We start from the raw sequence: 25,531 nt of genomic DNA, 5'->3' as shown, positions 1-25,531 counted from the left end.
CGGAGTTCGAAGGGCGAGGGGATCCGCTCCTGGAATCGGCGAGGGATCGAGGTTAGAGTCGAGTTTCCCGCATTCCAGGCCCATCCCGGTTTTTGTGGAGCGATCATGAGGTCGATGGTGCTGCTGCTCGTCGCGATCGGCCTGGCGGTCCCGTCCGGCCGCGCGAGCGGAGACGATGGGTCGGGTCGCCCCGATGTGGTCCTGTTCCTGGCCGATGACCTGGGCTGGGGAGATATCCCGATCCACGGTGGCAAGGACGTCGCGACGCCGAACATGGCCCGCCTCGCCGCGGACGGGATGACATTCTCGCGTGCGTTCGTCGCCTCGCCGAGCTGTGCCCCGAGCCGGGCCGCCCTCCTGACCGGGCTCGACCCGATGCGGAACGGGGCGATGTTGAATCATGCCCGGCCGAATGCGTCGGTGCGGACCTGGCCTTCTTACTTCCAGGCCCTCGGCTACGAGGTGGCCGCGATCGGCAAGACGGCCCACTATGCCCAGGTCACGACCTACGGGTTCGACCATGCGAGCCATTACACCTACCATGATGACACCTGCGTGGAGCAGGCCGTCTCCTGGCTCGCGAAGCGGGCCGCCGGGCCGAAACCGCTCCGGCCAATCTGCCTGATCATCGGCACGAACTGGTCGCACGTCCCCTGGCCGGGCGAGGGCGCGTTGAATCCTCGGGATGTCGATCTGCCTCCGACTCTGGTCGATACGCCGGCCACCCGACGGGCCCGCGCCCGCTATGCCCAGGCGGTCGCCAACGCCGATCGGGACCTGGGGATGGCCTATGACGCGGCCCGGGCGTCGCTCGGGCCGGAGACGCTGTTCCTGTTCAGCAGCGATCACGGGTCGCAATTCCCGTTCGGCAAGTGGAATTGCTATGACGCCGGGGTCCGCACCCCGCTCATCGTCGCCTGGCCAGGACGGATCAAGCCGGGGTCACGAACCGACGCGATGGTGAATTGGACCGACATCCTGCCGACCTGCCTGGAGGCCGTCGGAGGCGTGGCCCCCGCCGGCCTCTCCGGCCGCTCGTTCCTGGGCGTCCTCCGGGGGGAGAAGGACACGCATCGCGACAAGGTTTTCCTCACGCACAGCGGCGACGGCAAGATGAACGAGTATCCGATCCGCGCGGTCCGGACCGCCGACTGGAAGTACATCCGCAACCTCAACCCGACCGCCGAGCATCATACCCACGTCGACAAGGCGGCCGGGGGCGACGGTCGGAACTACTTCGATTCGTGGGTGGCGAAGGCGAAGACCGACCCCGGGGCCGCCGCGGTCCTCGAACGTTATCACCGACGGCCGGCCGAGGAACTGTACGACCTCCGGACGGATCCCTGGGAGTTGCGGAATCTCGCCGCCGATCGGGACCATGCGGAGACCCTGGCGGCCCTCCGCCAGGAGCTCGATACCTGGATGAAAGATCAGGGGGATGAAGGGATGACGACCGAACGAGCCCTGCCGGACCCGCGAGCCAAGGCGGAGGCCTCCCGATGATGATGCCGACCTTGCCCCTCCTCGCCGCCCTGATCGTCGGATCGCCCCCGGCGAAGCCGGTCCAGCCCAACATCGTCGTGATCCTCTCCGATGACCTCGGGCCCGGGGACATCGGCGGGGGGGTGGCCAAGACCCCGAACCTGGACCGGATGGCCCGCGAGGGGACCCGGTTCAACCGCTATTATTCGGCGGCCCCGGTCTGCTCGCCGTCCCGATGCGGGCTCCTGACCGGACAGTTCCCGGCGCGTTGGAAGATCACGACGTTCCTCCAAACCCGCGAGGGGAATCGGAAGGCGGAGCAGGCCGATTTCCTGGATGCGAAGGCGCCGAGCCTGCCCCGGGCGCTGAAGGCGGCCGGCTATGCCACGGCCCACGTGGGCAAGTGGCACCTGGGAGGCGGCCGAGACGTCGTCGATCCGCCCAAATTCGCCGCGTATGGCTACGATGTCGGCTTCGGCACCTGGGAAAGCCCCGAGCCCCACCCGGATATCACCACCGACAACGAGTGGATCTGGTCGGACAGGGATCCGGTGAAGCGGTGGGAGCGGACGCGGTGGATGACCGACCGGACGCTCGACTTCCTCAAGGCTCACCCCGATCGGCCCTGCTTCGTCAATCTCTGGCTCGACGACCCGCACACGCCGTGGGTCCCCTCGGTCGACGATCAGATGCTGAACGCCCGGGGCAAGGCCACCGGCAAGGGGGACACCCCGGCCCGTCTCAAGGGCGTGCTGGTCGAGATGGATCGGCAGATCGGCCGGCTCCTGGATGCCATCCGCGACCGCAATGACGATCGCCCGACGATCGTCCTGTTCCTCTCCGACAACGGGCCGTTGCCCCCGTTCCCGGAGCAGAAGCGGACCGGCGGGCTGCGCGGCAGCAAACTCAGCCTGTTCGAAGGTGGACTGCGCCTGCCCTTCTTCGCCTGGAGCCCGGGGCTGATCCCCGCCGGCCGGTCCGAGGAGGCCGTCCTCGCGGCGGTGGACCTGTTCCCGACCCTGTGCCGGCTCGCCGATGCCCCGCTGCCGGAGGGATATGTCTCCGACGGCGAGGATATGAGCCCGGCCTTCCTGGGCCAACCGGCGCCGGCCCGGACCCGTCCATTGTTCTGGGAATTCGGGCGAAACGCGGAGGGGTTCAACTACCCGGGCAACAAGAACAACCGATCGCCGAACCTCGCGATCCTCGACGGTCGGTGGAAACTGCTGATCAACGCCGACGGCACCCAGCGCGAGCTTTACGACATCACGAAAGATGAACGCGAGACGGCCAACCTGGAGTCCGAGAATCCAGGCGAGGCGAGTCGACTGTCCGAGGCGTTGTTGCACTGGCGCAAATCGATGCCATGATGCCATTTCAGGTCCGCATCCGGCGGAGATGAGGTCCATGCCGGGTCCAGGGTGGCACGCCCTTGGCTCGGCCATTTCACCCCGATCGGGCGGCCTTTTCATTACTTCGGAGATAAAGTGTTTTGGGCTAGGCCCCTCGCGACCGATACAATTGGTGCTGTATGCATCCATTCATCGCCCGGGGCTCTATCATGCGTCTTTCGAACCGATCGTCGGCCCGTCGTCCTCGGATCGAAGGGCTTGAAGATCGCCGCCTGATGACGACCCTGCCGATCGGGTTTTCCGAGGCCGCCGTGGCCACGGGGATCGTCGATTCGTCCGGGCTCGCGGATGCTGCGACCATGGAGGTCGCGCCCGAGGGTCGGGTTTGGGTGTTGGGGCAGGGGGGCAAGGTCAGCGTCTTCCATGCCGGGAGCACCCAGGGTTTCACAGCCCTCACCATCCCCCCCGCCACAATCGACTACATCGGCGAGCGCGGCCTGATCGGGATCGCCTTCGATCCCTCCTACGATGTGGCCAGCCCGGCGCCGGATTACGTTTATCTTTACTACACCTCGGTCTCCGGCACGGACGTCCATAACCGGATCAGTCGATTCACGGTCGATAACGCCGACCCCGACCGCCCGACCCTCTCCGATGAGACGGTCATCGTCGATCTCGACCGCCTGACCACCGCGACCGCCCACAACGGCGGGGCGATCCATTTCGGCCCCGATGGCAAGCTGTATGTCGCCGTCGGCGACAACGTGGACGGGACGAACTCCCAGAACCTGGGCAATCGCCTGGGCAAGATCCTCCGCTACAATCCCGACGGAAGCATCCCCGAAGACAATCCGGCCAGCTTCCCCGGGATCTCCGGCACCACCACCGGGGTCAACCGTGCCATCTGGGCCGTCGGCCTCCGCAACCCGTACACCTTCACGTTCCAGCCGGGGACGGGGGTGATGTACATCAATGATGTCGGGCAGGTCGACTTCGAGGAGGTGAACCTCGGGGTCGCCGGGGCCAACTATGGCTGGCCACTCACCGAAGGGGACTTCGACCCGGCCGCCTATCCCGACTTCACCCGGCCCATCTATTCCTATGCTCATGGGTCCGGGGCCCTGGAAGGCTATGCGATCACGGGCGGGGCCTTCTATAACCCGCCGAGCACGGCGACGGAGCGATTCCCCAGCCTGTTCGATGGCGATTATTTCATCACCGATTTCGTCAACGGCTGGATCAACGTCATCGATGCCGAAACCAAGGCCGTGAGCCAGTTTGCGACGGGCATCAGCTATGCATTGGATCTGAGGGTGGCACCGGACGGGAGCCTGCTCTACCTCTCACGCGGCGAGAAGGGCGTCTTCCGGATCTACCCGTCCGCCGATCGCCTCCCCAGCGTGACCCGCCCTCCCGAAGACCTGCTTTCGACCGTGGACGAGCCCGCCACGTTCACCGTGACGGCGAGCGGTGCGACCCCGTTCCTTTACCAATGGGAGCGGGCCGAGGCCGGATCGGACGTCTTCGTCCCGATCGAAAGGGCCACCGAGGCGACTTATGTCCTGACAAGCCCGCAGATCGCCGACAATGGTGCCCGATTCCGGGTGGTGCTGTCCAATATGTTCGGGTCGGACACTTCGGCTCCGGCGACCTTGAGCACGACGACCAATCGACGTCCCTCGGCTACGATCTCCATCGATGGAGGGCTCGTCGATGGCAAGTTCATCGCCGGGCAGCCGGTCGTCTTCACCGCGACGGGGACCGACCCGGAAGACGGTCCGCTGGGGAATGCGAGCTTGACGTACCGCGTCGAGTACATCACCAGCATCGCCAGCGGCAACCCGCCGCTCCGGCCCTTCCTTCCCGAGGCCGGCGTGGAAGATCTGATGACCTTCTCCCCGGCGACGACGGGGCCGTATACGCTGGCCGACGTGGCCTATCGGATCACGGTGACCGCAACCGATTCCGAAGGCCGTACCTCCACCGCGTCGCGCGATCTCTTCCCCAACGTGGCCACGATCACCGTGACCACCGACCCCTCCGGGCTGACGACCACGCTGGATGGCGAACCATCCGCCGCCCCGATCACCTTCGAAGGCGTGGTCGGATTCGAACGGCCGATCGGAGTCGATGAGGTCCAAACGCTGGATGGCCGCCGCTTCGAGTTCGTGTCCTGGAATGATGGAGGGGCAGCGACCCACACGATCATCACGCCGATGGTCGCGACGACCTACGTGGCCTCCTTCAAGGAGATTGTCGACACGATCGACCCGCCGCCGATCGACCCGCCGCCGATCGACCCGCCGCCGATCGATCCGCCGCCGATCGATCCGCCGCCCATCAATCCTCCGCCGATCAATCCGCCCCCGATCATCCCGGTCCGGCCCCCCGTGGCGGGGGATTTCGATGGAGATCGCCGGACCGACCTCGCGGTCTACCTGACGAACGCTGGGGCGTTCGGCTATCTCGCGTCCGGCTCGGGCATGGGCGTCCTGACCCAGTTCGGGCTGGCGGGCGGCGGGCAGACCATCCCGGCGGTCGGCGATTATGACGGGGACGGCCGGTCCGATGTGGCCGCCTATCTGCCGGGCCGGGCACTCTACGCGTATCGCCCGTCGTCCGGCGGAGGCGACGTGGTGATCTCGTTCGGCGCCGCCGGGGTGGGGGGCTCGATCCCGGTCCCGGGCGACTACTTCGGCACCGGCCGCGATGAGGTCGCCGTCTACCTGCCCGCCTTCGGCGCATTCGCCATCCGCCCCGTCACGGGGACCGGCGACGTGATCATCCCGTTCGGCCTCGCCGGGGCGGGGCGGACCCTGCCCGCCGTCGGCGATTACGACGGGGACGGCAAGGATGACATCGCCGCCTATCTCCCCTCGCTCGGCCTGATGGCCATCCGGCCATCCGGCGGAGGTGGGGATCTCCTGGTCCAGTTCGGGGCCGCCGGCCTGAATGCCGTGCCGATCCCGGGCGACTACGACGGCGACGGCCGGACCGATCTCGCCCTGTATTTCCCGGACTCGGCGCTGTTCGCCTACCGTCCTTCCGGCGGCGGCCCGGACGCCATCACCCGGTTCGGGTCGGGGGGCGAGAACACCATCCCGGTGCCCGGCGATTACTCGGGATCGGGACGGACCGAAATCGCGTTCTTCCATGCCCCCTCGGCGAACTTCGCTTTCCGGCCGGCCGGAGGAGGTCCCGACGTGATCGTCCCGTTCGGGTCGGCCGGCGTCGCGACCACGCTGCCGGCCCTCGAATCTCCGGGCCATCGGGCGGCCGCGTCCGGCTCGGTCACCACGCCGCCCCGCACGGCCCAGGTCCCGGACGCGAACCCGAGGCCGGGTCGAGGGTCGCGAGCCGCCTCCGTCACGCGGAGGGCGGCACTTCCCCGGCGTCCCGTCGTCTCCGCCCTGCAAACGGCGAAGCGGCCCGGGAACGATGCCGCCCAGGGCCAATCCTGAGCCCGGCGGATCCAGCCGGCTCGTTCACGGGACGAGCTGGCGGATCATCGCCTCCAATTTGGTGAAGTCGATCGGCTTGGTCATGTGGGCGGTGAACCCGGCCTCGCGGCTGCGGACGATATCTTCTTCCATGCCGTAACCGGTCAGGGCGATCGCCGGGACCGCCCCCTTCATCGCGACGATCCGCCGCATCAGCTCCAACCCCGAGCCGTCGGGCAGGCCGATGTCGCTGATGATCAGGTCGAACCGCCCCCGCTCCGCTTCCGAGGCGGCCTCCTCGATCGTGCCCGCCATCGTGATCGTGTGGCCGTGCCCCCGGAGCAGCCGAGCCATGAGCCGTCGGGTCGAGTCCTCGTCCTCGACGACCAGGATCGACAGGCGGGCGGGGAGGGCAAGGGAAGACGCCGGGCGTTCGACGGGCTTCGGCGATGCCCCGTCCGCGACGTCGGGCTGGCCCGGGAGCGCATTCAGCGTGACGCGGAAGGTCGTCCCGAATCCCGGCCCCGCGCTCTCCGCAACGATGGTGCCGCCATGGGCGTCGATCACCCCGCGGCTGATGGCCAGGCCCAGGCCCATCCCGCCGAAACGACGGGTGATCGACGTTTCGCCCTGCTGGAACGGGTCGAAGATCATGGGCAGGACCTGGGGATCGATTCCGATGCCGGTATCGATGACCTCGACGATCAGCCGTCGTTCCGACTCGTCGCCCGCATCGCGGGAACGGATCGTCAGCAGGCCGCCCTCCGGCGAGAACTTCACGGCGTTCTTGATCAGGTTCCAGAAGACCTGCTGGAGCCGGGCCGAGTCGGCGTTGACGTGGCGGAACTGGGCCTGGAGATCGACTTCGAGCCGGACCCTCCCGCCGCGGATCTCGCTCTGGCAGACCTGGACGGCGTGGCGGATGATCTCGTGGCAATCGGCCACGCCCCAGTGGAGGGGCATCTTCCCCTGGACGATCCGCATCACGTCCAGGAGATCGTCGATCAACCGAGCCTGGAGGTTGACATTGTGGCGGATCATCTCCATCGTCGGCCGCAGGTCATCGGCCAATGCCGACCCGTCGATCATCGAGGTCGCAGCCAGGAGGATGGGATTCAGCGGGGTCCTCAACTCGTGGGAGAGGACGGCCAGGAACTGGGTCTTGGCATGATTGGCCTGCTCCGCCTCCTCCTTGGCCGCCCTCAGCGATTCCTCCAGCTCGATCCGATCGGCGATGTCGGTGTTCGTCCCGAACCACTGGACGACCCGGCCTTTCTCATCGTGCAGGGGCACGCCCCGGGAGAGGAACGGCCGGAAGACGCCGTCCGCCCTGCGGATCGGGAAGACCATATCGAACGGCTCGGCGGTCCGGATCGACTCCCGCCACCGGATCAGGACCGAGGGGAGGACGGCGGGATCGACGACCTTTTGCCAGCCCCATCCTTTCATCTCCTCGGGGGTCGTCCCGGTGTACTCGTGCCAACGGCGGTTGTACCAGGTGAGGTGGCCATCGGCCTCGGCCATCCATGCGAGCTGGGTGATCGAATCGGCCAGGGTCCGGAATTGAGCCTGGCTCCGGCGTGCCTCGGCCTCGGCCTGCTTGCGGTCGGTGATGTCGCGGAGGTGTCCGGTGAAGACGGGCGGGCCGGACCCGGCGATCGGCGTGATCGCCATCTCGACCGGGAACTCCTCGCCATCGGGCCGTATCGCCGTGATCTCGAAGCGACGCCCCAGGATCGGCCCTTCGCCGGTCGCGAGATAATGGGCCAGGCCCCGCCGGTGGGCCTCATGCATCCGGGGAGGGATGATGATCTCGGCCATGGAACGGCCCAGGACGTCGGACTGGCCCACGCCGAAGATCCGCTCGGCGGCCGGGTTCCATTCCACGATCCGCCCTTCGTGGTCGATCGAGATGATCGCGTCGAGCGCGGAGGCGAGGATGCCGGCCTTGCGGGCCTCGCTCCGCTCCAGCTCGCGCTCGGCGTGGCGGCGTGCGTCGATGTCCCGGAAGATCAGGACGGCACCGACCAGATTCCCGCCGTCGTCCCGGATTGGCGCGGCACTATCGTCGATCGCCCGTTCGGTCCCGTCCCGGGCGATCAGGATGGTGTGATTAGCGAGCCCGACGATGGCCCCTTCGCGCAGAGCCCTCAGGGCCGGGTTGGGGACCGGCTCGCGGCTGGCCTCGTCGACGATCCGGAAGACCCGATCCAGCGGGAGGCCGACCGCATCCTCCGAGGTCCATCCGGTCAACTGGCGGGCGACTGGGTTCAGGAAGGTGATCCGTCCTTCGCCGTCGGTCGAGATCACCGCATCCCCGACGCATTCCAGGGTCACGCGGAGCCGTTCCCGCTCCCGGGAGAGACGCTCCTCCACCCCCTTGCGTTCGATTCCCAGGGCGACCTGATCGGCGACCGAGGCCATCCCGCTCAACGTCGCCTCCGCCAGCGGATGGCGGGCGAACATGGCCCAGACGCCCACCAGTCGATTGTCGACGACCAGCGGGAAGCCGGCGAACGAGGCGATCCCCTCTCGTACCGCCCAGTCCTGGTCGGGGACGGATGGGTCGCCCATCACCGCGTTGGACAGGAGGGGGCGACGGTCCTGGGCGATCCGGCCGATCTGGGACCGCCCGATCGGGATCCGTCCGTGCACGCCGTCGGTGTGGGTGCAGAGTCCTGCGCTGGCCCGCAACTCCAGGAATATGCCCGTCGCATCCACGGTCCAGATCCGGGCCAGGGCCGCATCCAGGTGGACGACCGTCAGCTCGACGCAACGCCGGAGCATCTCCGCCGCATCATCCCCCCCCCGGGCGAGGTCGATGCCCAGGTCGCGGCCGAACGCGGCGAGTCGCCTCAGGGCGGCCACCTCCGACTCCAGCCGTGAGAGCCGTTCGGCCGGGCCATCGTCCATTGCGTCGGGTCGGGGTGGATGGTCGGGATGCGGGTCGTCGGTCAACGGGGGCGTCTCTCGGATCGGGGTCGGCCCGGCATCTTGGCGTAAGGCCCAGTGTATCATCCCCGGCGAAAGTCAGGCGAATTTCCGCCAGAGGCGATCGAAGGTCTCGAGGAACGGGGCGAGCCATCGGGCATCGTCGCTGATGATGAGGTTTTCCTCGTTATCATTGGCGGCGCCACGGGTCCAATTGTAGCTCCCCGTCAACAGGATGCTCCGGTCCACGATGGCGAACTTGTGGTGCATGTGGAACGGGCTGCGGTCGATCCGGAGATCGATCCCCGACCGGTTGAGGCGGCTCGCGTCGGAGCCGAGGTCGTCGGCCTTGGCGTCGTCGGTGATCACCCGCACCTCGAGCCCGCGCCTGGCGGCGGCGATCAGTCCATCGGCCAGGCGGTCATCGGTGATCGTGAAGACGCATGCATCCACCGTGGATCGCGCCTGATCCAGCAGCCGGAGGATGGCACGCGGGCAGTCATCCCCCGGGCTGAAGTAGGCCTCGGCGCGGGGGATTGTCGTCGGCGGCTCGCCTCGTTCCCGCAGGGCCGCCACGACTTCTTCCAGCCATGCCAGGACCTCGACGGGATCGGCCCCGGGCAACGCCCCGCGGGCCGCCGCGAAGGCCCGCCGGATCGTCGCCATCCTGGCCTCGGGAGGCCCCGACCCGAATGGCGAGGCGACGAGAGCCTGACGCTCGGAGCGGGAGAGCTTCCAATCCTCGAACGACCGCGCCAGCCATGCGTCGAGATCTTCGATCGGCATCGGCGACACTCCTTCGTTGACCTCCCGCCCGCACGGATCGAGGAAGGAGGCCGGCCCCCCGGCTTCGGAGACAGTCGGCCCCTCCGCGTCGATCAATATCCGTCGGACGAGAGGACCTCACCGCCGTTTCGGGTGCTCAGGGCCCGCCAGTTGTTGATGGCGACCGTGTCCTTGAAGAAGCGGACGGAACCGTCGCACAGCAGGCTGTTGACGCCCCCGGGGTGGCGGCTTCGCGAAGCCAGCCAGAAGCTGCCCGGATTGCCCGCGCCGGGCTCCGTGCAAGGCATGTTGCGGACCGGGTCGTTGCCGCAGACCCCGGCGTCCGGACTCTTGCTGTTGGGCGTGAGCTGGGCCGTGACCTGATAGGTCGAGGAATCGTCATTCCAGATCCGGCCCCGGCGGTCGGTGTTGCCGTTCAGCGGGGTCGGGGTCTGGAGCAACTCCATCATCGCCAGGGTATTGCTCGACCCGTCCGTGATCTCCGCGAGGCTCGCACCGTAGGCGATCCCGAAGGCACCCCCGGGCTGGCCCGGATTGAAGAATGCGCCGGGCCCGAAGTTGACGCCGTAGTTCCCCTTGTGGTCGGTCGGATTGGGGTCGGCGAAGATGACCGACACGTCGGAGGGGCACTGGTAGACGGCGATCTTCGCGAGCCTCGTCGTCTGGTTCGCCCCGTTGAGCACGCCCAGGTTCGCGTTGAACGAGGCGAAGGCGGCGCCTTGCTCGACGAACGGCAGGATCGACACGCAGAACGCCTGGCGATACCCGTTCCCCCCGCCCGGGTATTTGCCGGTGGTCGGCTCACGCCCCAGGAGTCCGTTGGGGAACCGGCCGTGGGTGTCGTGGTAATTATGCAGGGCGATCCCGAACTGCTTGAGGTTGTTGGTGCACTGGATCCTGCGGGCGGCCTCGCGGGCGGCCTGCACGGCGGGCAGGAGCAAGGCGATTAACACGGCGATGATGGCGATGACCACCAGCAGTTCGATGAGCGTGAAGCCGCGGCGGACGGGATTCGATCGATACATGGATTCGCCCGAAGTAGAAGTAATGATCCCGACGGCCCGAAACGGCCTCGCGGGGCCGTGCCGGGATGATCTCCGGTGGAATTAGGGATGGGTGGACTTTATCCGGGTCCGATGGGTGAGATCAAGGGGCGTCGGCGCGATGGCAACATGCGTCGGCGAGCCGGGCGAATCCTGGGATTCGCAACGCATCCTCACCGCCGCCCGGTACCCATCTGATCGGCCGCACGGGCCGATCGAATTCATCCAACCGGGTAAGTTCGCCGGGATCCCGGGCCCGGCGAACCTGGCCTATCAGGGGGCGGGACACCCGTGCCGCGGGTTCGTACCGGCGGGGCAGGGCCCCATCGGCGGGACCGATCAGGGAGCGACCCGGATCGTCAGCCGATCCGCCGAGTCCCGAGAACGAAAGGCATCGATCACCGGGGCGAGCGCCGCATCCACGGTCTCCCGGGCCGCCGGCCGCCCGTCGGGATCGATCGGGCTGCGGATCGTGAGCGGCCTCGGCGCCAGGGCCGCCGCGAGTTCGGGCAGGTCGTAGCTTTCCAGGACCCCGGGCACGGCTGATGCGAGCTGGTCGCGGGTGATCCCGGCATGCGCCACCGCCGACCAGGACAGGATCGACCCGTCGATCTCGACCGACCGCACGCGGTCGTCGAGGATCGCCGCGTGGAGGGCGATCGGCCCCCCGGCGCCGACCCCGACCAGATGGAAGCCCCGCCCTCCATCCAGGGCCCGGAGGGCCTGCAGCACGTCGAGCACCCGCATCCCGATGAGCGGCCGGCCCAGGTGGAGCGCCAGGAACGCCTCGCGTTCATCGGGGCCGAAGGCAAGGCGAGTCGGGGGGGCCGGCGTGGTCTCGCCCATTCCGCGGGGCTCGACCAGAGCAACCTGTTCGCCGGCCCTGACACGCGACTCGATGGCCCCTCCCGGCTCGAACATCGTCCGGTCGGCTCCCACGTAGACCGCGAGGGGCTTACCTCCGTCGGTCCGATCCCCGCGCAGGAGGAGCACGGGCACCGTGATGCCCGGCTCGGTGGTCACGCTCCAGCGGTCCACCGAGTATTCCGACCGCCGGATCGTCCGATCCTGCCCCGAGACGATGACAGGGCGCAAGTTCGTCGGCACGGCCAACCGCGTCCGAATTGCTTCCCGGATTGCGTCCATGGTGCGTCCGGCCGATGCTTTGACGCGAGATCGGTCAAGTTCGTCAGCACGTTCGGCGTTCAGGGCGAACACGGAGCGTTCGCCGGGGAACTCCTGCACGACCTGGCCTTTCGCGGTGGCCTGGGCCTGCTCCAGGGTGGCGATGGTGGCATCGACCTCGACCGGTGCGTCATCCTTGCCGAGCAGCCACCGCCTCATCCAGCGCATGGCCGCGGTGCGGCGAGGCCCGGTGAATCCGTGGGGTTCGTCCGACTCGAACAGGTCGACGCGCTCCCCGAAGCCGAATCGGCCGTAGGCCAGCTTGGCCTCCCGGAAGCTCGCCCAGGCCCCATCGATGTCGAAGAAGTCCTGGGTCCCGACGCAGAGGAGGGTGGGTTTCGGGGCCCTCATGGTCACGTAGTCGGCGTGGTCCATGCCGAAGGCGACCTGGCCGGTGATGTTCTGCTCGGCGTCCTGCGGGCCGATCGTGGCGAACAGCCGTTCCAGCGAGGTGATGTAGCAGGACGGGGCGGCCACGGCGATCCGATCGTCCAGGGCCATCAGGTAGGCCGTCTCGGTCCCGCCCCCGGAATTCCCCGTGCACCCCAGGCGCGTCGGGTCGACCTCGGGCCGGCCCGCCAGGTAGTCCATGGCCCGGAGGCCGTCCCAGATCCGATAGTGGGCCGCCTGCCGCCCGACCAGCAGGGCCCCGACGCCGGCCATCGTGTGCTCGGTCACGCTCCCCTTGATGGCCGGCTTGCCCTTGGCGTCCAGGATCTGGACCCGTTCCCCCTGGCCGAACGGGTCGAAGCAGAGCACGGCCAGTCCATTCCGGGCCAGGGTGATGCTGGCCCGCTGATAGGTCTCGCCCGCCTTCCCCTCGGCGGAGTGCCCGCAGGGGAGCAGGACGCCGGGCACCGGGCCCGAGGCCTCGGGCAGGTAGAGCAAGGCGGTCACGTGGTGATCGGGACGGCTTTCGAAGACGACCCGCTCGACCGTGTAGCCGTCGCGACGATCCCGGCCCGTGACGCGGGGATTCAGCGGGGTGCGTTCGGGGAAGGCGCCGAGGGAGGCGAGGAACTTTCCCCGGAGGTCCCGCTGGCGTGCCTGCCAGGCCTCGGGCGTCTTTAAGGCCGCCACGGCCTCCCTCCTCGCCCGGAAATGTTTGCCGGCCTCCGCCCGGAGCCAATCGCCGAGCATCTCGCGGGGTCGGGCCGCCTCGTCCAGCACCCGCAATTCATCGGCGGGCGGCGTCGCGACGGCGAGGGAGAAGGCCAGGGCGAGGGCGATCATGGCGGTGCAACCCCAGGGTATCGGATGTCGGCCCGTGGACGAAGGTCTTCGGGGGCATCCTAGCCGGCCCCACGCCCGGAGGAAACCGCCCTCATCGCCGGCCTTGCTTGACGATGGTCGTATCCGACGCTAGGTTGGGACCGCGAACGACTTCCCGCCGAACCTTCCCGGGCGACCCCACCGCCACCCCCGCCTCGACACCGCCCCTCCGGAGTCGACCCATGACGCTCCCCGCCCTGATGGCGCTCGCCCTCGTCGCCTCGCCACTCGCCACCGTGGACTATCCGCGCGAGATCAAGCCGGTCCTGGCCCGGCGCTGCGTGGCTTGTCACGGTGCCTTGAAGCAGGAAGGGGGTCTCCGCGTCGATACCGCGGCCCTGATGCTCCGGGGTGGCGAGAGCGGTCCGGCGATCGAGCCCGGGCAGTCCGATCAGAGTTTGCTCGTGGAAAAGCTCACCGGGGCGGGCGGGCTGAGGATGCCCCCGGAAGGAGAGCCCCTGTCCGCGAAGGAACTCGAACTGGTCCGGGGATGGATCGACCAGGGGGCCCACGCCCCCGAGGAGAAGCCCCAACCCGACCCTCGCGACCACTGGTCCTTCCGGCCACCGACCCGGCCCGAGGTCCCCGGCGTCTCCGGTCCGGGGGAGATCCGCAACCCGGTCGATGCCTTCCTCGCCTCCGGAATGGAAAAGGCCGGTCTCACGCCTGCACCCGAGGCCGACCGGGGCGAACTCCTCCGGCGGGTCTCGCTCGACCTGACCGGCCTCGCCCCCAGCCCCTCCGAGCGGTCGGCCTTCCTCGCCGACCCGGCGCCGGATGCGTACGAGAAGGCCGTCGATCGCCTGCTCGCCTCGCCCCATTATGGGGAGCGGTGGGGACGGCACTGGATGGACATTTGGAGGTACAGCGACTGGGCCGGCTACAAGGCGGAGGTCCGCGAGAGCCAGCCTCACATCTGGCGGTGGCGCGACTGGATCGTCGAATCCCTGAATGATGACAAGGGATACGACCGGATGATCCTCGAAATGCTCGCCGCCGACGAGGCCGCCCCGGACGACGAATCCGCCCTCCGCGCGACCGGCTTCCTCGCCCGCAACTGGTCCAAGTTCAGCCGCGATACGACCCTCCAGAACACGGTCGACCATTCGGCCCGCGCCTTCCTCGGGCTGACCTTCGCCTGCGCCCGCTGCCACGATCACAAATACGATCCGATCAGCCAGACCGAGTATTATCGCCTCCGCGCCTTCTTCGAGCCCCAGGAGGTCCGGGCCGACCGGCGTCCCGGCCAGGCGGATCTCACCAAGGATGCCCTGGCGCGCGTCTATGATGCCAATCCGGACACGCCGACGTTCCTCTACGCCCGCGGCGACGAAAAGAGCCCGGATAAGGATCACCCGCTCTCGCCCGGCCTGCCGGCGTTCCTGGGCGGGCCGGTGGCCATCGAGCCCGTCAAGCTGCCGCTCACGGCCTTCTATCCGGGGATGAAATCGTTCGTCCAGGCCGAGGCGACCGACGCGGCCGAGACCTCGCTCGCGTCGGCCCGCGCCGCGCACGACAAGGCCCTGCTCACTGGCCCGCGCGTCGATGCCGATGCGGCGCTGGCCGAGAAGCTTTTGGCGGCCGCACTCTGGGAGCGGGAGTCGACCCGCCTGCGGATCGCCGCCGATCGCGCCGAGTATGCCGAGCCCCGCGATGCCAAGGCGGCCGAGCAGGCGGCGGCCGAGGCCCTCAAGGTCGAGCGTCAAGCGACGTTGCGGCGGGCCGAGGCGACGCTGGCCGAGGCCGAGATGGCGCAACAGCTCGCCGCCAAGCCCGACGAGAAGGCGAGGGCCGACGCCAAGGCGGCCAAGGCCCGCGAGGCGATGTATGCCGCGGGCACGGCGGCCGTCAACCCGACCGGGCGGTACACCTCGTTCGGCCCGATCTATCCTCGGACGAGCACGGGCCGGAGGCTCGCCCTGGCCCGCCGGATCGGCGATCGGGCCAACCCGCTGACGGCCCGCGTCGCGATCAATCACATCTGGCTCCGCCACTTCGGCCGCCCCCTGGTGGGCACCCCGGCCGACTTCGGGCTCAATGGCCGGGCCCCCAGCCATCCCGAGTTGCTCGACTGGCTGGCCGTCGAGTTCATGGAGCGGGGCTGGAGCATGAAGGCGATCCACCGCCTCCTGGTCACCAGCGATGCCTACCGACGCGTCTCGACCGGGGCCGGCCACGATGCCGCGTCGGTCGATCCGGACAACTCCAAATACTGGCGGATGAACCCCCGGCGGATGGAGTCCGAGATCGTCCGGGATAACGTCCTCCTGGCCTCCGGCACGCTCGACCCGGCGAGGGGCGGGCCGGACCTCGATCCGGACGCGTGGTTGACCTCCAAGAGGCGAAGCCTGTACTTCCGCCACGCGGCCGAGAAGCAGGTTTCTTTCCTGGCGATCTTCGACGCCCCCAACGTCAGCTCGTGCTATCGTCGCGACGAGAGCGTGGTCCCCCAGCAGGCGTTGGCGATGGCCAACAGCCCGCTGGTCCTGGCCGCGAGCCGACGCCTGGCCGCCGACCTGTCGCGTTCGATCGCGCCGGATGCGGATGACGCGTTCGTCCGGTCGGCCTTCGAGCGGACCCTGGGCCGGGGCCCCACCGACGAGGAACGGGCCGCCTGCGTCGATCACCTGACGCGACTGGCGCGGTCGCTGGAGTCTCCGGCCGACCTGAAGCCGATCGACGGCGGTGCCGCCTGCGAGGTCGCCCCGGCCGCCGACCCTCGGCAGAGGGCCCGCGAAGGGCTGGTGCACGTGCTGCTCAATCACAACGACTTCCTGACCATCCGCTGAAAGGGCTCGATCCATGGCAACCCATCACGGGCGAGTCCCCCGGCGGGCGTTCCTGGCCGACATGGGGATGGGATTCACCGGCCTGGCCCTGGGGGCGATGCTCCAGAGGGAAGGCGTGGCGCGGGCGGACGAAACGGGCCTCTGGACCCCGCCCGACGGCAAACCCCACTTCGCGCCCAGGGCGAAGAACGTGATCTGGCTGTTCATGATCGGCGGCACCAGCCACATGGAGAGCTTCGACCCCAAGCCGGAGTTGAACAAGTACGCCGGCAAGACGATCGCCGAAACCCCGCACAAGGCGGTGCTCGAATCCCCCTTCACCAAGAAGAACCTCCGCGAGTTCGTCGCCGGCCAGCACAAGATCCAGCCGAGCATCTTCCCGATGCAGGTCGGCTACCAGAAACGGGGCCAGAGCGGGATCGAGGTGTCCGACTGGTGGCCCCACCTGGGCGAGTGCGTCGACGACCTGGCCGTGGTCCGGTCGATGTGGACGACCGACAACGACCACGGGGCCCAGCTCCAGTTCCACACCGGCCGCCACGCCCTGGAAGGGGCGTTCCCGACGATCGGATCGTGGATCCACTATGGCCTCGGGTCGTTGAACGACGACCTGCCCAGCTTCGTCGTCCTGGGGACCCCCCTGGCCGATTGCTGCGGCGGGATGAACGGGCATGGGTCGAACTACCTCGGCCCGGAGCACGACGGCGTCCGGCTCTCGGTCGACCCCAAGAATCCCCTCCCGTTCGCCTCGCCCGGGTCGAGCGTGACCCGCGAGGAGCAGGCCGCCGGATTCGACCTGATCGGCAAGCTCGACCGGATGTCCGCCGCCCGCTATCCCGACGATCCCGCCCTCCGGGCCCGGATCCGCTCTTATGAGCTGGCGTTCCGGATGCAGGCGAGCGTCCCCGAGGTGGTCAAGCTCGACCTCGAAACGCCCGAGACTCAGGCCCTCTACGGCCTCGACCAGGACGCCACCAAGCCGTTCGGCGCCCAGTGCCTGGCCGCCCGCAGACTGGTCGAGAAGGGGGTCCGATTCGTCCAGGTCTACCACGGGGCCAACGGGGCCGCCGGCGCCTGGGATGCCCACTCCGACCTCAAGAACGGCCATGCCCAGCTCTGCGGCCAGGTCGACCGGCCGATCGCCGGGCTGCTCAAGGACCTGAAGCGGCGCGGGCTGCTGGACGAGACGATCGTGGTCTGGGCCACCGAGTTCGGCCGGACCCCCGGGACCGAGGGGAAGGATGGACGCGACCACCATCCCTACGGGTTTTCGGTCTGGATGGCCGGGGGCGGTATCAAGGGCGGGGTGGTGCATGGCGCGACCGACGAGCTGGGCTTCCACGCCGTCGAGCAGCGGCACTACGTCACGGACATCCACGCCACGGTGCTCCACCAGCTCGGGCTCGATTCCCGCCGCCTAGAGGTCCCCGGCCAGAAACGGCTCGACATCGACCACGGCCGGCCAATCCGGGAAATCCTCGCCTGACCGCCTTTTTCGCGGGCTTCTGTCGCCCGGGCGGCTGAAACCACGAATGGGTTCAGAGAAGGCTGATTGATCAAGTCTTGTGACGCCATGCGCCGAGTTTGGTGAATGAGCGAGAGGTCGGGCGGAGCCCGGCCGCGAGGAAGCCCATCCGCGCCGAAATGGAGTTCGCCCGCCATGGACCATCCCCCCGCCCCAACCCCGCGTCGCCCGAGATCGCTCAAGCGTCGCATCCAGATCGGATCGGCGCTGCTGGTCATCGTGACCCTGGCGTTGGTCGTCGCCCTGCCGACCCTGCTGGGCTCATGGCCGGGCCGGCTCCTGCTGGTCCGGGTCGTGAACGGCCAGCTCAAGCCGGGCAAGATCCAACTTGGGCGGGCGTCGCTGTCCTGGACCCGCCCGATCGAGCTGGGTGATGTCGCCCTGTTCGACCCCAAGGGGAAGATGGTCGTCTCGGCGCGGAAGGTCGGGATCGATCAGGGCCTGCTCGCCCTGATCCGATCGAAGGGCGACTATGGCACGATCACGGTCGACGAGGCTCGGGTCGACGTCGAGCGCCGGGCCGACGGCTCGATCGACGTCCTGGATGCTTTGGCCGGACTGAACGGACCCAGCGACCCCAAGAAATCCGAGCCGTCTGACCCCTCGGTCGTGGTGGTCGTCGCCGGGCGCCTGTTCAGCGTGAAGACGCCGGAGGTCCCGGGCGGGATCGTCGCCGAGGCGTTCCGGGGCAAGCTCACCGTCGCCCCGGCCAAGCCGGCCGACCTCGCGCTGACGCTGATCGAGAAGGACCGATCGCTCGACCTCCACGCCACCTACGACCACCGGGCCAAGGCGGGGACCCCGGCCGACCTCAGCGCGAACGCCGTCGGCAAGGGGTGGCCGGTCGCCGTGAGCCAGGCCGGGCTCGCGGCCCGCGGCCGGTACTTCGGCGAACTCGGCGCGAATCGCCGGGGCGGCCTCTGGTCAGCCAGCGGCGCGGCCGAGCTGCGCGATGCGGTCGCGGACGGGCCGATCCTGGGCGGCGACCGCGTGTCGCTGGAGAGCGTCGCTCTGGGCTGCGACGTGGCCGAGTCCGCATCGGGCTGGCAGATCAACGAACTGAACGTCAAGAGCGCCGTGGCCGCCCTGGGCGCGACCGGCTCGATCCCGGCCTCGGCCACGGCGCCGACCCGGGTGGATGGGCACGTCGACCTCGCCGCCCTGTCGCGGATGCTGCCTCACCTGATCCCGCTCCGCGACGGCCTCGCGCTGCACAAGGGGACGGCGAAGATCGAGGCGGAGATGGCGACCGGCGACGGGGCCGAACGATTCCGGGTCATGGCCAGCCTGGCCGACCTGGCCGGCGAGGATCGGGGCAAGCCGCTGGCCCTGCGCGACCCGGCCACGTTCTCGGGTGCCTTCACGCGATCGGGGGGGAACGTGGCCGTCGAGCGGTTCTCGATCCGCGCCGCCGGGCTGGATGCGACCGCGACCGGCGACCTCCAGCGGGGGATCGTCCTGGACGGGACGGCCGACCTCGCCGCGGCCGAGGCCCAGCTCCGCGAATGGCTCGACCTGGGGGCCGTCGCCGTGGCCGGCCAGGCCCGGTTCAAGGCGGACTATCGCCACAAGGGGACGGCCTACGAGGCCCGGTTCGCCTCGGAGGTCGCCGGCCTCTCGGTCGCCGGCCTGACCGCTGACCCGATCGCCCGCGACCGCGTCCGGTTCGAGGGGACCGCCGACGGCCCGAGCACCCCCATCGGCATCCCGAACGGCTGGGCTCAAGGCCGCGTGGCGATCGACGGCGGGGATGCCAAGGCCGACCTCCACGCCGCCGCCGAGGGGGAGGCGCTCGCCCTGAACGCGGGGGCGTCGGTCCCGCTCACCTCGCCGATCCCGTCGCGGGCCGAGGCCCGGGTGGCCTTCCGCCGCTCCAAGGCGGCCGTCGGGCTGGTCCAGGACCTCGATGAACTGCACGTGTCCCTGACCCCGGACGATCCCAAGGCCGCCCAGGCCCGGATCGCCCTCGACGTCAAGGGCCGGCTCGACATGACGGCCGGGGAGTTGACCCTGATGCCGCTGGCCGCCGGGGCGTCGGGCGCCATCGCCCTGGCGAACGAAGGGATCCGGGTCGGCGGCCTGAACCAGGAAGGCCTGCCGGTGACGGTCCGCGCCGACCTGGTCGGCGACCTCGGGGCCCTCGACCAGATGCTGGTGGTCTGGGCCGGGGCCGAGCCGCGTGGCCTGGGCGGCAAGTGGGCGTCGGGCCTGACCGTGAATCGCGGATTGGACGGCGTCCTCCGGTTCGACGGCGGGATGAACATCGACCACCTCGTCATGACCTCGCCCCGAGGCCCGGTCTCGCTGGCCGCCAAGGGCGGATACGTCCCGAACGTCAACTACCTCCACCTCGATGCCCTGGACCTCCAGACCCGGTTCGGCCAGTTCGTCGTCGCGGGCAACATCGCCAACCTGACCGGCGATCGGTTCATCGACCTGAGCGGGACGATCGAGCCCCGGTGGGAAGGGCTGGACAAGATGGTCGCAACCTCGATCGAGCCGAACGCCCAGATCCGGGGCAAGGGTCGGGCATTCAAGCTGGCCGGCCGGGCGTCGGGCGAGTCGGCCTCGCAGATCCTCAAGGATCTGACCGGGGAGATCGGCTTGGACCTGACCTCGACCCGTGCGTTCGGGATGACCCTGGGGCCGGCCCCGGTCGTGCTCCGGCTCGGCAACGGGAAAGCGGCCTTCGACCCGATCCAGACCACGCTCAACGACGGCAAGGTCGCCATCAACGCCGACCTGATCCTCGACGACCCCAATGGGCTGGGGCTGCGGATCGCCCGGGGGTCGCGGATCGACGGCGCCGCGATCAACGAGGTCGTCTCGCACGACATCCTGACCTACATCGCACCGGTGTTGAGCCAGTCCACCCAGGTCCGGGGCAAGCTCTCCCTGGTCGTCAACACCGCGGTCGTCCCGATCGTGGGCAACACGCTCACCCAGGCCGATGCCCTGACCCGATTCGAGAACGTCATCTTCCAGCCGGGCCCGTTCGTCTCCGAAGTCCTCGGCATGGGCGGAATCGCCGCGCCCCAGTTGAAGCTCGACCAGACCCTGAAGATCCTGATCGCCGACGGCCGGGTCAACCAGAGCGGGCTGTCGATCGACGTGCCGGGCGGTTCCAAGGTCCAACTCGACGGCTCGGTCGGGCTCGACCAGACCCTGGCCCTCAGGGCCCAGATGCCGATCACCGGCCAGATGCTCGGCAAGGACAAGACCCTCAATCAGATCGTGGGCGACACCAAGGTGACGATCCCGATCGGCGGCACCCTGTCGCGCCCGGCCTTGGATAAGAAGGCGTTCCAGGTCGCCCTCCGCGATGCGGCCAAGACCATGGTCCGCAAAGGTGTGCGGAATGAACTCAACGGCGTGCTCGATCAGGTCCTCCCGAGCGTCGTTCCCGGAGCCGCCAAACCGGGCAAGCCGGGCAAGCCGGGGGCGAGGGGCTCGATCGGCAACGACGCCCTGAAGGTGCTCGAAGGGGTGGGCCGCGACCTGATCGACCCCGGGAAGAAGCCGTGAGTTCTGGCCCTTCCACGGTCCCCAGCTTCAGTCGCCCTGGCCCGTCTTGATGGGCCAGAAGCGGCTGCTAACGACCAACCCGCGTTGGTCCGTTAGGTTCCAGTAACTTGCCGTGGAACCAAACGGAAGCGGAGCTGTCCCCGTGCCCGCCGGGATCTTGATGGGGTCGCCGAATAAATTCGTGGCCTTCGCCGTGATGGGGACCTCCGTGGCCTCCCATCGGCGATCTTTCCAGGGTCCCGAGTCCTTGGTCCACATCAATTCGAGTTTGGTGATGGGGATTTCCCCGCGAAATCCGACCGAGAGGATGTTCCCGTCCGACTCGAAATAGTCGAAGCTCGCCAGTGATTTCCCGCCCCGGAGGATGCCGTCGGCGAAGGCGTGGATCTCCTCGGGATTCTCGCCGGCCCCGCCGTGGCCGTGGGGCATCCTGGGCCGGATGCAGAGCGTCGATGATCCGCCCGCAACCTTGACGGACTTCATGAGCGAGTCGAGTGGATAGGCGAAGTCGTTGGTCCCGGTGACCCAGAGCTTGGGCATCTTGCCGTGGGGGAGATAATGCTTGGGGTCCCAGAGGTCGAGCCAGCGTTGACCCCGCTCGCCCAGCTTTTCCAGTTCCGGCTTCCAGGTCGAGTTCTCGCCCAGGAAGCCGCAGCCGTAGACCGGGACGGCGAACCTGAACCGGTCGTCCAGGCCCGATACCAGGCAGGTCAGGTAGCCGCCCCACGAGATCCCGGTCAGGCCGATCCGGTTTGGGTCGACCTCGGGCCGTGACCGGAGGAGCGAGTGGGCGAGGATCAAGTCGGCCGCGGCGTGATAGGGCCACTGGTCCTCCACCGGCTGATCGGAGGCGGCGAAGTCAGGGCCGGGCGGGCCGCCGGCGTCGTGGCGATCCCACTTGCCATAGCTGCCCCGCGGCACCGTGCCGCAGGTATCCATGGCAATCGCGGCATAGCCCCGCCCGGTCCAGAGCCGGACCCAGTCCTCGAACGCCGTCCCGCCCCCGCCGTGGACCAGCACGATCCCGGGTACCTTGGCCCCCGGCTCCACCCTGGGCATGCCGATCCAGGCGAAGGTCCGCGTCGGCTTCCCCTTCCAGGGTAGGGCATCGTAGAAGACGGCCTCCATCCCCTCGGCCGAGAAGCCAGGGGCGGGCTCGACCCGCGGCGCCCGAAGCATCTCCGGGGTGGCGCGGGCCAGCCCCGGCCCATCGGCGCGGGAGGCGGCCGGGAGCAACAGCCCGGCCAGGAAAGCGGCGGCGAAACGTGCGGAGGGCATGATGGAGGCTCCGGGTCGATGGGGTTCGGTCCCGGAGCTTCGCATCGTATCCGTCCCGATGCAACCGTCCCGGCTCCTTGTGTTGAACAATCATTTGGTTAGGATGAACCCTCGTGGACCGGGCGGACCAGGTGTGGTCGAGGGGCCGGATGATGGACATCAGGATGCGACGCGTCATCATCCGGGGCGGTCTGCTGTTCGCCTTGTTTGCCGGTGCCCTCAGGGCCTCGGACGGGCCCAAGGTGGGCGAGCTCCTGGTCGATCGCTGCCTGAGCTGCCACTCGGCGGATTCGAAGAAGGGCAAGCTGGACCTGTCCCGGCGGGCGGCGGCCCTGGCCGGGGGCGAGACCGGGCCGGCCATCGAGCCGCACAAGTCCGCCGACAGCCTCCTCTTCGAACGGGTCGAGTCCGGCGAGATGCCGCCCAGCGGCGCGCTCAAGCCGGAAGAGATCGCGGCGCTCCGCGCCTGGATCGACTCCGGCGCCGCCTACGAGGTCGAGCCGTTGCAACCCCGGCGCGCCGGGCCCGATTGGTGGTCGTTGCGGCCGATCCGCCGCCCGGCGGTCCCGGAAGTCCGCGACCCGGCCTGGGTGCGGAACCCGATCGATGCCTTCGTCCTCGCCGGGCTGGAGAAGGCCCAGCTCCGACCCGCTCCCGAGGCCGAACGAGCGGCCCTGATCCGCCGCGTCAGCTTCGACCTGATCGGCCTGCCGCCATCGCCCGAGGAAGTCCGCGAGTTCGTCGCCGACGACCGGCCCGATGCCTATGAACGGCTCGTCGACCGCCTCCTGGAGTCGCCCCACCACGGCGAACGGTGGGGACGGCACTGGCTCGACGTGGTCCGGTTCGCCGAGAGCCACGGCTATGAGACGAATCAACTCCGGCCCAACGCCTGGCCCTACCGCGACTATGTGATCCGGGCGTTCAACCGCGACACCCCATTCGCCCGGTTCGTCGAGGAGCAACTGGCCGGCGACGCCCTGCCCGACGCCGACTGGCTGGGGCGGGCCGCGACCGGCTTCCTGGTCGGCGGGTCCCACGACGTCGTGACCAACGCCATCCCGGAGGCCCAGCTCCAGCAAAGGGTCGACGACCTGGACGACATCCTCGCCGCGACCTCGACGGCCTTCCTCGGCCTGACCGCCCAGTGTGCCCGGTGCCACGACCATAAGTTCGACCCGATCCGCCAGGCCGATTACTACCGGCTCCAGTCCCTGCTCGCCGGGATCCAGCATGCCGATCGCGCCCTCCCCGCCCCCGATGCCGATCGCCGCGCCGTCGAGCGGGCCGAGGCGGAGGCCGAGGTGATCCGGATCGACCGCGAACTCGACGAGGCCGAGCCGCTGGCCCATCCCGAACTCGCCACGCCGTCGCGTCCTCCCGTGTCGCCGAGGCGGAACGTCGAGCGTTTTGAGCCCGCCCGCGCCCGGGCCGTCCGGTTCACGACCCGGGCCACCAACAACGGCATCGAGCCCTGCATCGATGAGCTGGAGGTCTGGACGGCCGGCCCGACCCCCCGCAACGTGGCGCTGGCCGCTTCCGGCGGCAAGCCGCTCGCCTCGTCGACCTATCCCGGGTCCGACATCCACCGGCTCGAACACGCCAACGACGGCCGGGTCGGCAACGGGCGAAGCTGGATCTCGGCCGTCAACGGTCAGGGCTGGCTCCAGGTGGAATGGCCCGAGGCCGAATCCGTCGACCGGGTCGTCTGGGGGCGGGATCGCGAGGGGAAGTACCAGGATCGGACCCCGACGGATTATCTGGTTGAACTGGAGACCGAGCCGGGACGCTGGCAAACGGTCGCCTCGTCGGCCGATCGGGCCCGCTCCGGCGAGGGCTTCGAGGAGTCGCCCGGGCATCGGGCCTTGCGGGAGCGCCGCGACCCCCTCCGAAAGCGGATCGCCGAACTGTCTCCGACGATCTCGGTCTATGCCGGGACGTTCGCCCAGCCCGGCCCGACCCGGATCCTCCGCCGCGGCGACCCGACGCAGCCGCAGGCGCCGGTGGTGCCGGGGGGCATCCTGGCCGTCCCGCCCGGCCTCGAACTGCCCGCCGACGCCCCGGAGGTCGACCGGCGCCGGGCCCTGGCGCGGTGGATCGCCGACCCGGCCAACCCGCTCCCCGCCCGGGTCCACGTCAACCGGGCCTGGCAGAACCACTTCGGCCGGGGGATCGTCGCCACGCCCAGCGACTTCGGCTTCAACGGCGTCGCCCCATCGCACCCCGAACTGCTCGACTGGCTCGCCTCGGAGTTCCTGGCCAACGGCGGCCGGCTCAAGCCGATCCACCGACTGATCGTCCTTTCGGCGGCCTATCGCCAGTCGAGCCGGCCCGACGCGTCGGGCCTGGCCCGGGACCACGATGACCGACTGCTCTGGCGGTTCCCCCCCCGGCGGCTCGAAGCCGAGGAGATCCGGGACGCGATCCTCGCCGCATCGGGTTCGCTCGACACGAGGATGGGCGGGCCGGGCTATAGCCTGTGGGAGCCGAACACCAACTACGTCGCCGTCTTCACTCCACGGGCCGAACTCGGCCCCGACGCCTTCCGGCGGATGGTCTACCAGTTCAAGCCCCGCAGCCAGCCCGACCCGACCTTCGGCGTCTTCGACTGTCCGGACGGCGGACTCGTCGCCCCGAGGCGAAACGTCTCGACCACGCCGCTTCAGGCTCTCAACCTGCTCAACAGCCGGTTCATGCTCGACCAGTCCGCCCGGCTTGCGGCCCGCGTCGAGCGGGAGGTTGGCGCGGATTTCGGCGAGCAGGCGGAGCGGGCTTTCGTCCTGACCCTCGGTCGATCCCCGACGGAAGCGGAGTGGAACGACGCCTCCATGCTGATCCGCGATCATGGCGGGTCGACGCTGGCCCGGGCCCTGCTCAACAGCAACGAATTCCTCCACGTCCCCTGAATCCGTCCCCGGAGCCC

At 69.1% G+C, this 25,531-nt stretch carries 12 protein-coding genes; 7 read left to right on the top strand and 5 right to left on the bottom strand.

Annotation, left to right across the window (positions count from 1 at the left end; translation table 11 throughout):
• Window positions 1–105 precede the first annotated feature (105 nt).
• From TA3x_RS24080 to TA3x_RS24070, 3 genes are all read left to right on the top strand, one after another.
• The gene (locus tag TA3x_RS24080; protein WP_435017221.1) at window positions 106–1,503 is read left to right on the top strand and encodes a sulfatase family protein; all 1,398 of its coding nucleotides are present in this window, start codon (window positions 106–108) and stop codon (window positions 1,501–1,503) included.
• Complete coding sequence (locus tag TA3x_RS24075; RefSeq protein ID WP_435017220.1) at window positions 1,500–2,852, top strand: sulfatase family protein; 1,353 nt, start codon at window positions 1,500–1,502, stop codon at window positions 2,850–2,852. Before TA3x_RS24080 ends, TA3x_RS24075 begins: the two co-directional genes overlap by 4 nt.
• A 257-nt stretch (window positions 2,853–3,109) precedes the next feature.
• Window positions 3,110–6,295 (top strand): PQQ-dependent sugar dehydrogenase, encoded by a 3,186-nt coding sequence (locus TA3x_RS24070; RefSeq protein WP_435017219.1) that lies wholly within the window; start codon window positions 3,110–3,112, stop codon window positions 6,293–6,295.
• A gap of 24 nt (window positions 6,296–6,319) precedes the next feature.
• Here TA3x_RS24070 and TA3x_RS24065 read toward each other — a convergent pair whose 3' ends face one another.
• From TA3x_RS24065 to TA3x_RS24050, 4 genes are all read right to left on the bottom strand, one after another.
• On the bottom strand, window positions 6,320–9,187 hold the full coding sequence (locus TA3x_RS24065; protein ID WP_435017218.1) for a PAS domain S-box protein: 2,868 nt from the start codon (window positions 9,185–9,187) through the stop codon (window positions 6,320–6,322).
• Between the two features lie 117 nt (window positions 9,188–9,304).
• On the bottom strand, window positions 9,305–9,991 hold the full coding sequence (locus TA3x_RS24060; RefSeq protein WP_435017217.1) for a phospholipase D-like domain-containing protein: 687 nt from the start codon (window positions 9,989–9,991) through the stop codon (window positions 9,305–9,307).
• 92 nt (window positions 9,992–10,083) lie between these two features.
• Window positions 10,084–11,016 carry a DUF1559 domain-containing protein gene (locus tag TA3x_RS24055; protein WP_435017216.1) on the bottom strand — a complete coding sequence of 311 codons (933 nt, stop codon included), beginning with the start codon at window positions 11,014–11,016 and terminating at the stop codon, window positions 10,084–10,086.
• A 357-nt stretch (window positions 11,017–11,373) separates the two neighbouring features.
• On the bottom strand, window positions 11,374–13,452 hold the full coding sequence (locus TA3x_RS24050) for an alpha/beta hydrolase family protein (RefSeq protein WP_435017215.1): 2,079 nt from the start codon (window positions 13,450–13,452) through the stop codon (window positions 11,374–11,376).
• Between the two features lie 221 nt (window positions 13,453–13,673).
• Between TA3x_RS24050 and TA3x_RS24045 the strand changes: the two genes are divergently transcribed.
• The 3 genes from TA3x_RS24045 to TA3x_RS24035 all read left to right on the top strand — a co-directional run bounded on the left by TA3x_RS24045 (window position 13,674) and on the right by TA3x_RS24035 (window position 21,330).
• A complete protein-coding gene (locus TA3x_RS24045) occupies window positions 13,674–16,280 on the top strand; it encodes a PSD1 and planctomycete cytochrome C domain-containing protein (protein WP_435017214.1) in 2,607 nt (868 codons plus the stop codon).
• A gap of 13 nt (window positions 16,281–16,293) precedes the next feature.
• Window positions 16,294–17,766 (top strand): DUF1501 domain-containing protein, encoded by a 1,473-nt coding sequence (locus tag TA3x_RS24040; protein ID WP_435017213.1) that lies wholly within the window; start codon window positions 16,294–16,296, stop codon window positions 17,764–17,766.
• Between the two features lie 174 nt (window positions 17,767–17,940).
• A complete protein-coding gene (locus tag TA3x_RS24035; RefSeq protein WP_435017212.1) occupies window positions 17,941–21,330 on the top strand; it encodes a hypothetical protein in 3,390 nt (1,129 codons plus the stop codon).
• Between the two features lie 27 nt (window positions 21,331–21,357).
• On the opposite strand, the gene TA3x_RS24030 is transcribed toward TA3x_RS24035, so the two are convergent.
• A complete protein-coding gene (locus TA3x_RS24030) occupies window positions 21,358–22,608 on the bottom strand; it encodes an alpha/beta hydrolase family protein (protein WP_435017211.1) in 1,251 nt (416 codons plus the stop codon).
• Window positions 22,609–22,772: 164 nt separating this feature from the next.
• Here TA3x_RS24030 and TA3x_RS24025 point away from each other — a divergent pair, with 164 nt between their 5' ends.
• Entirely contained in the window at window positions 22,773–25,514 is a 2,742-nt protein-coding gene (locus TA3x_RS24025) for a PSD1 and planctomycete cytochrome C domain-containing protein (protein WP_435017210.1), read from the top strand.
• Window positions 25,515–25,531: the final 17 nt, after the last annotated feature.

The sequence above is a fragment of the Tundrisphaera macrotermitis genome (assembly GCF_051175315.1).
Classification (GTDB): domain Bacteria; phylum Planctomycetota; class Planctomycetia; order Isosphaerales; family Isosphaeraceae; genus Tundrisphaera.
The sequence above is the reverse complement of the archived record's forward strand: the minus strand, read 5'-3'. Positions and strand labels throughout refer to the sequence as shown.

Bases quoted from the DNA above. Each gene is read 5' to 3' on its own strand.
- TA3x_RS24080 (WP_435017221.1), top strand. From the start codon at position 106: ATGAGGTCGATGGTGCTGCTGCTCGTCGCGATCGGCCTGGCGGTCCCG.
- TA3x_RS24075 (WP_435017220.1), top strand. From the start codon at position 1,500: ATGATGATGCCGACCTTGCCCCTCCTCGCCGCCCTGATCGTCGGATCG.
- TA3x_RS24070 (WP_435017219.1), top strand. From the start codon at position 3,110: ATGACGACCCTGCCGATCGGGTTTTCCGAGGCCGCCGTGGCCACGGGG.
- TA3x_RS24065 (WP_435017218.1), bottom strand. From the start codon at position 9,187: ATGGACGATGGCCCGGCCGAACGGCTCTCACGGCTGGAGTCGGAGGTG.
- TA3x_RS24060 (WP_435017217.1), bottom strand. From the start codon at position 9,991: ATGCCGATCGAAGATCTCGACGCATGGCTGGCGCGGTCGTTCGAGGAT.
- TA3x_RS24055 (WP_435017216.1), bottom strand. From the start codon at position 11,016: ATGTATCGATCGAATCCCGTCCGCCGCGGCTTCACGCTCATCGAACTG.
- TA3x_RS24050 (WP_435017215.1), bottom strand. From the start codon at position 13,452: ATGATCGCCCTCGCCCTGGCCTTCTCCCTCGCCGTCGCGACGCCGCCC.
- TA3x_RS24045 (WP_435017214.1), top strand. From the start codon at position 13,674: ATGACGCTCCCCGCCCTGATGGCGCTCGCCCTCGTCGCCTCGCCACTC.
- TA3x_RS24040 (WP_435017213.1), top strand. From the start codon at position 16,294: ATGGCAACCCATCACGGGCGAGTCCCCCGGCGGGCGTTCCTGGCCGAC.
- TA3x_RS24035 (WP_435017212.1), top strand. From the start codon at position 17,941: ATGGACCATCCCCCCGCCCCAACCCCGCGTCGCCCGAGATCGCTCAAG.
- TA3x_RS24030 (WP_435017211.1), bottom strand. From the start codon at position 22,608: ATGCCCTCCGCACGTTTCGCCGCCGCTTTCCTGGCCGGGCTGTTGCTC.
- TA3x_RS24025 (WP_435017210.1), top strand. From the start codon at position 22,773: ATGCGACGCGTCATCATCCGGGGCGGTCTGCTGTTCGCCTTGTTTGCC.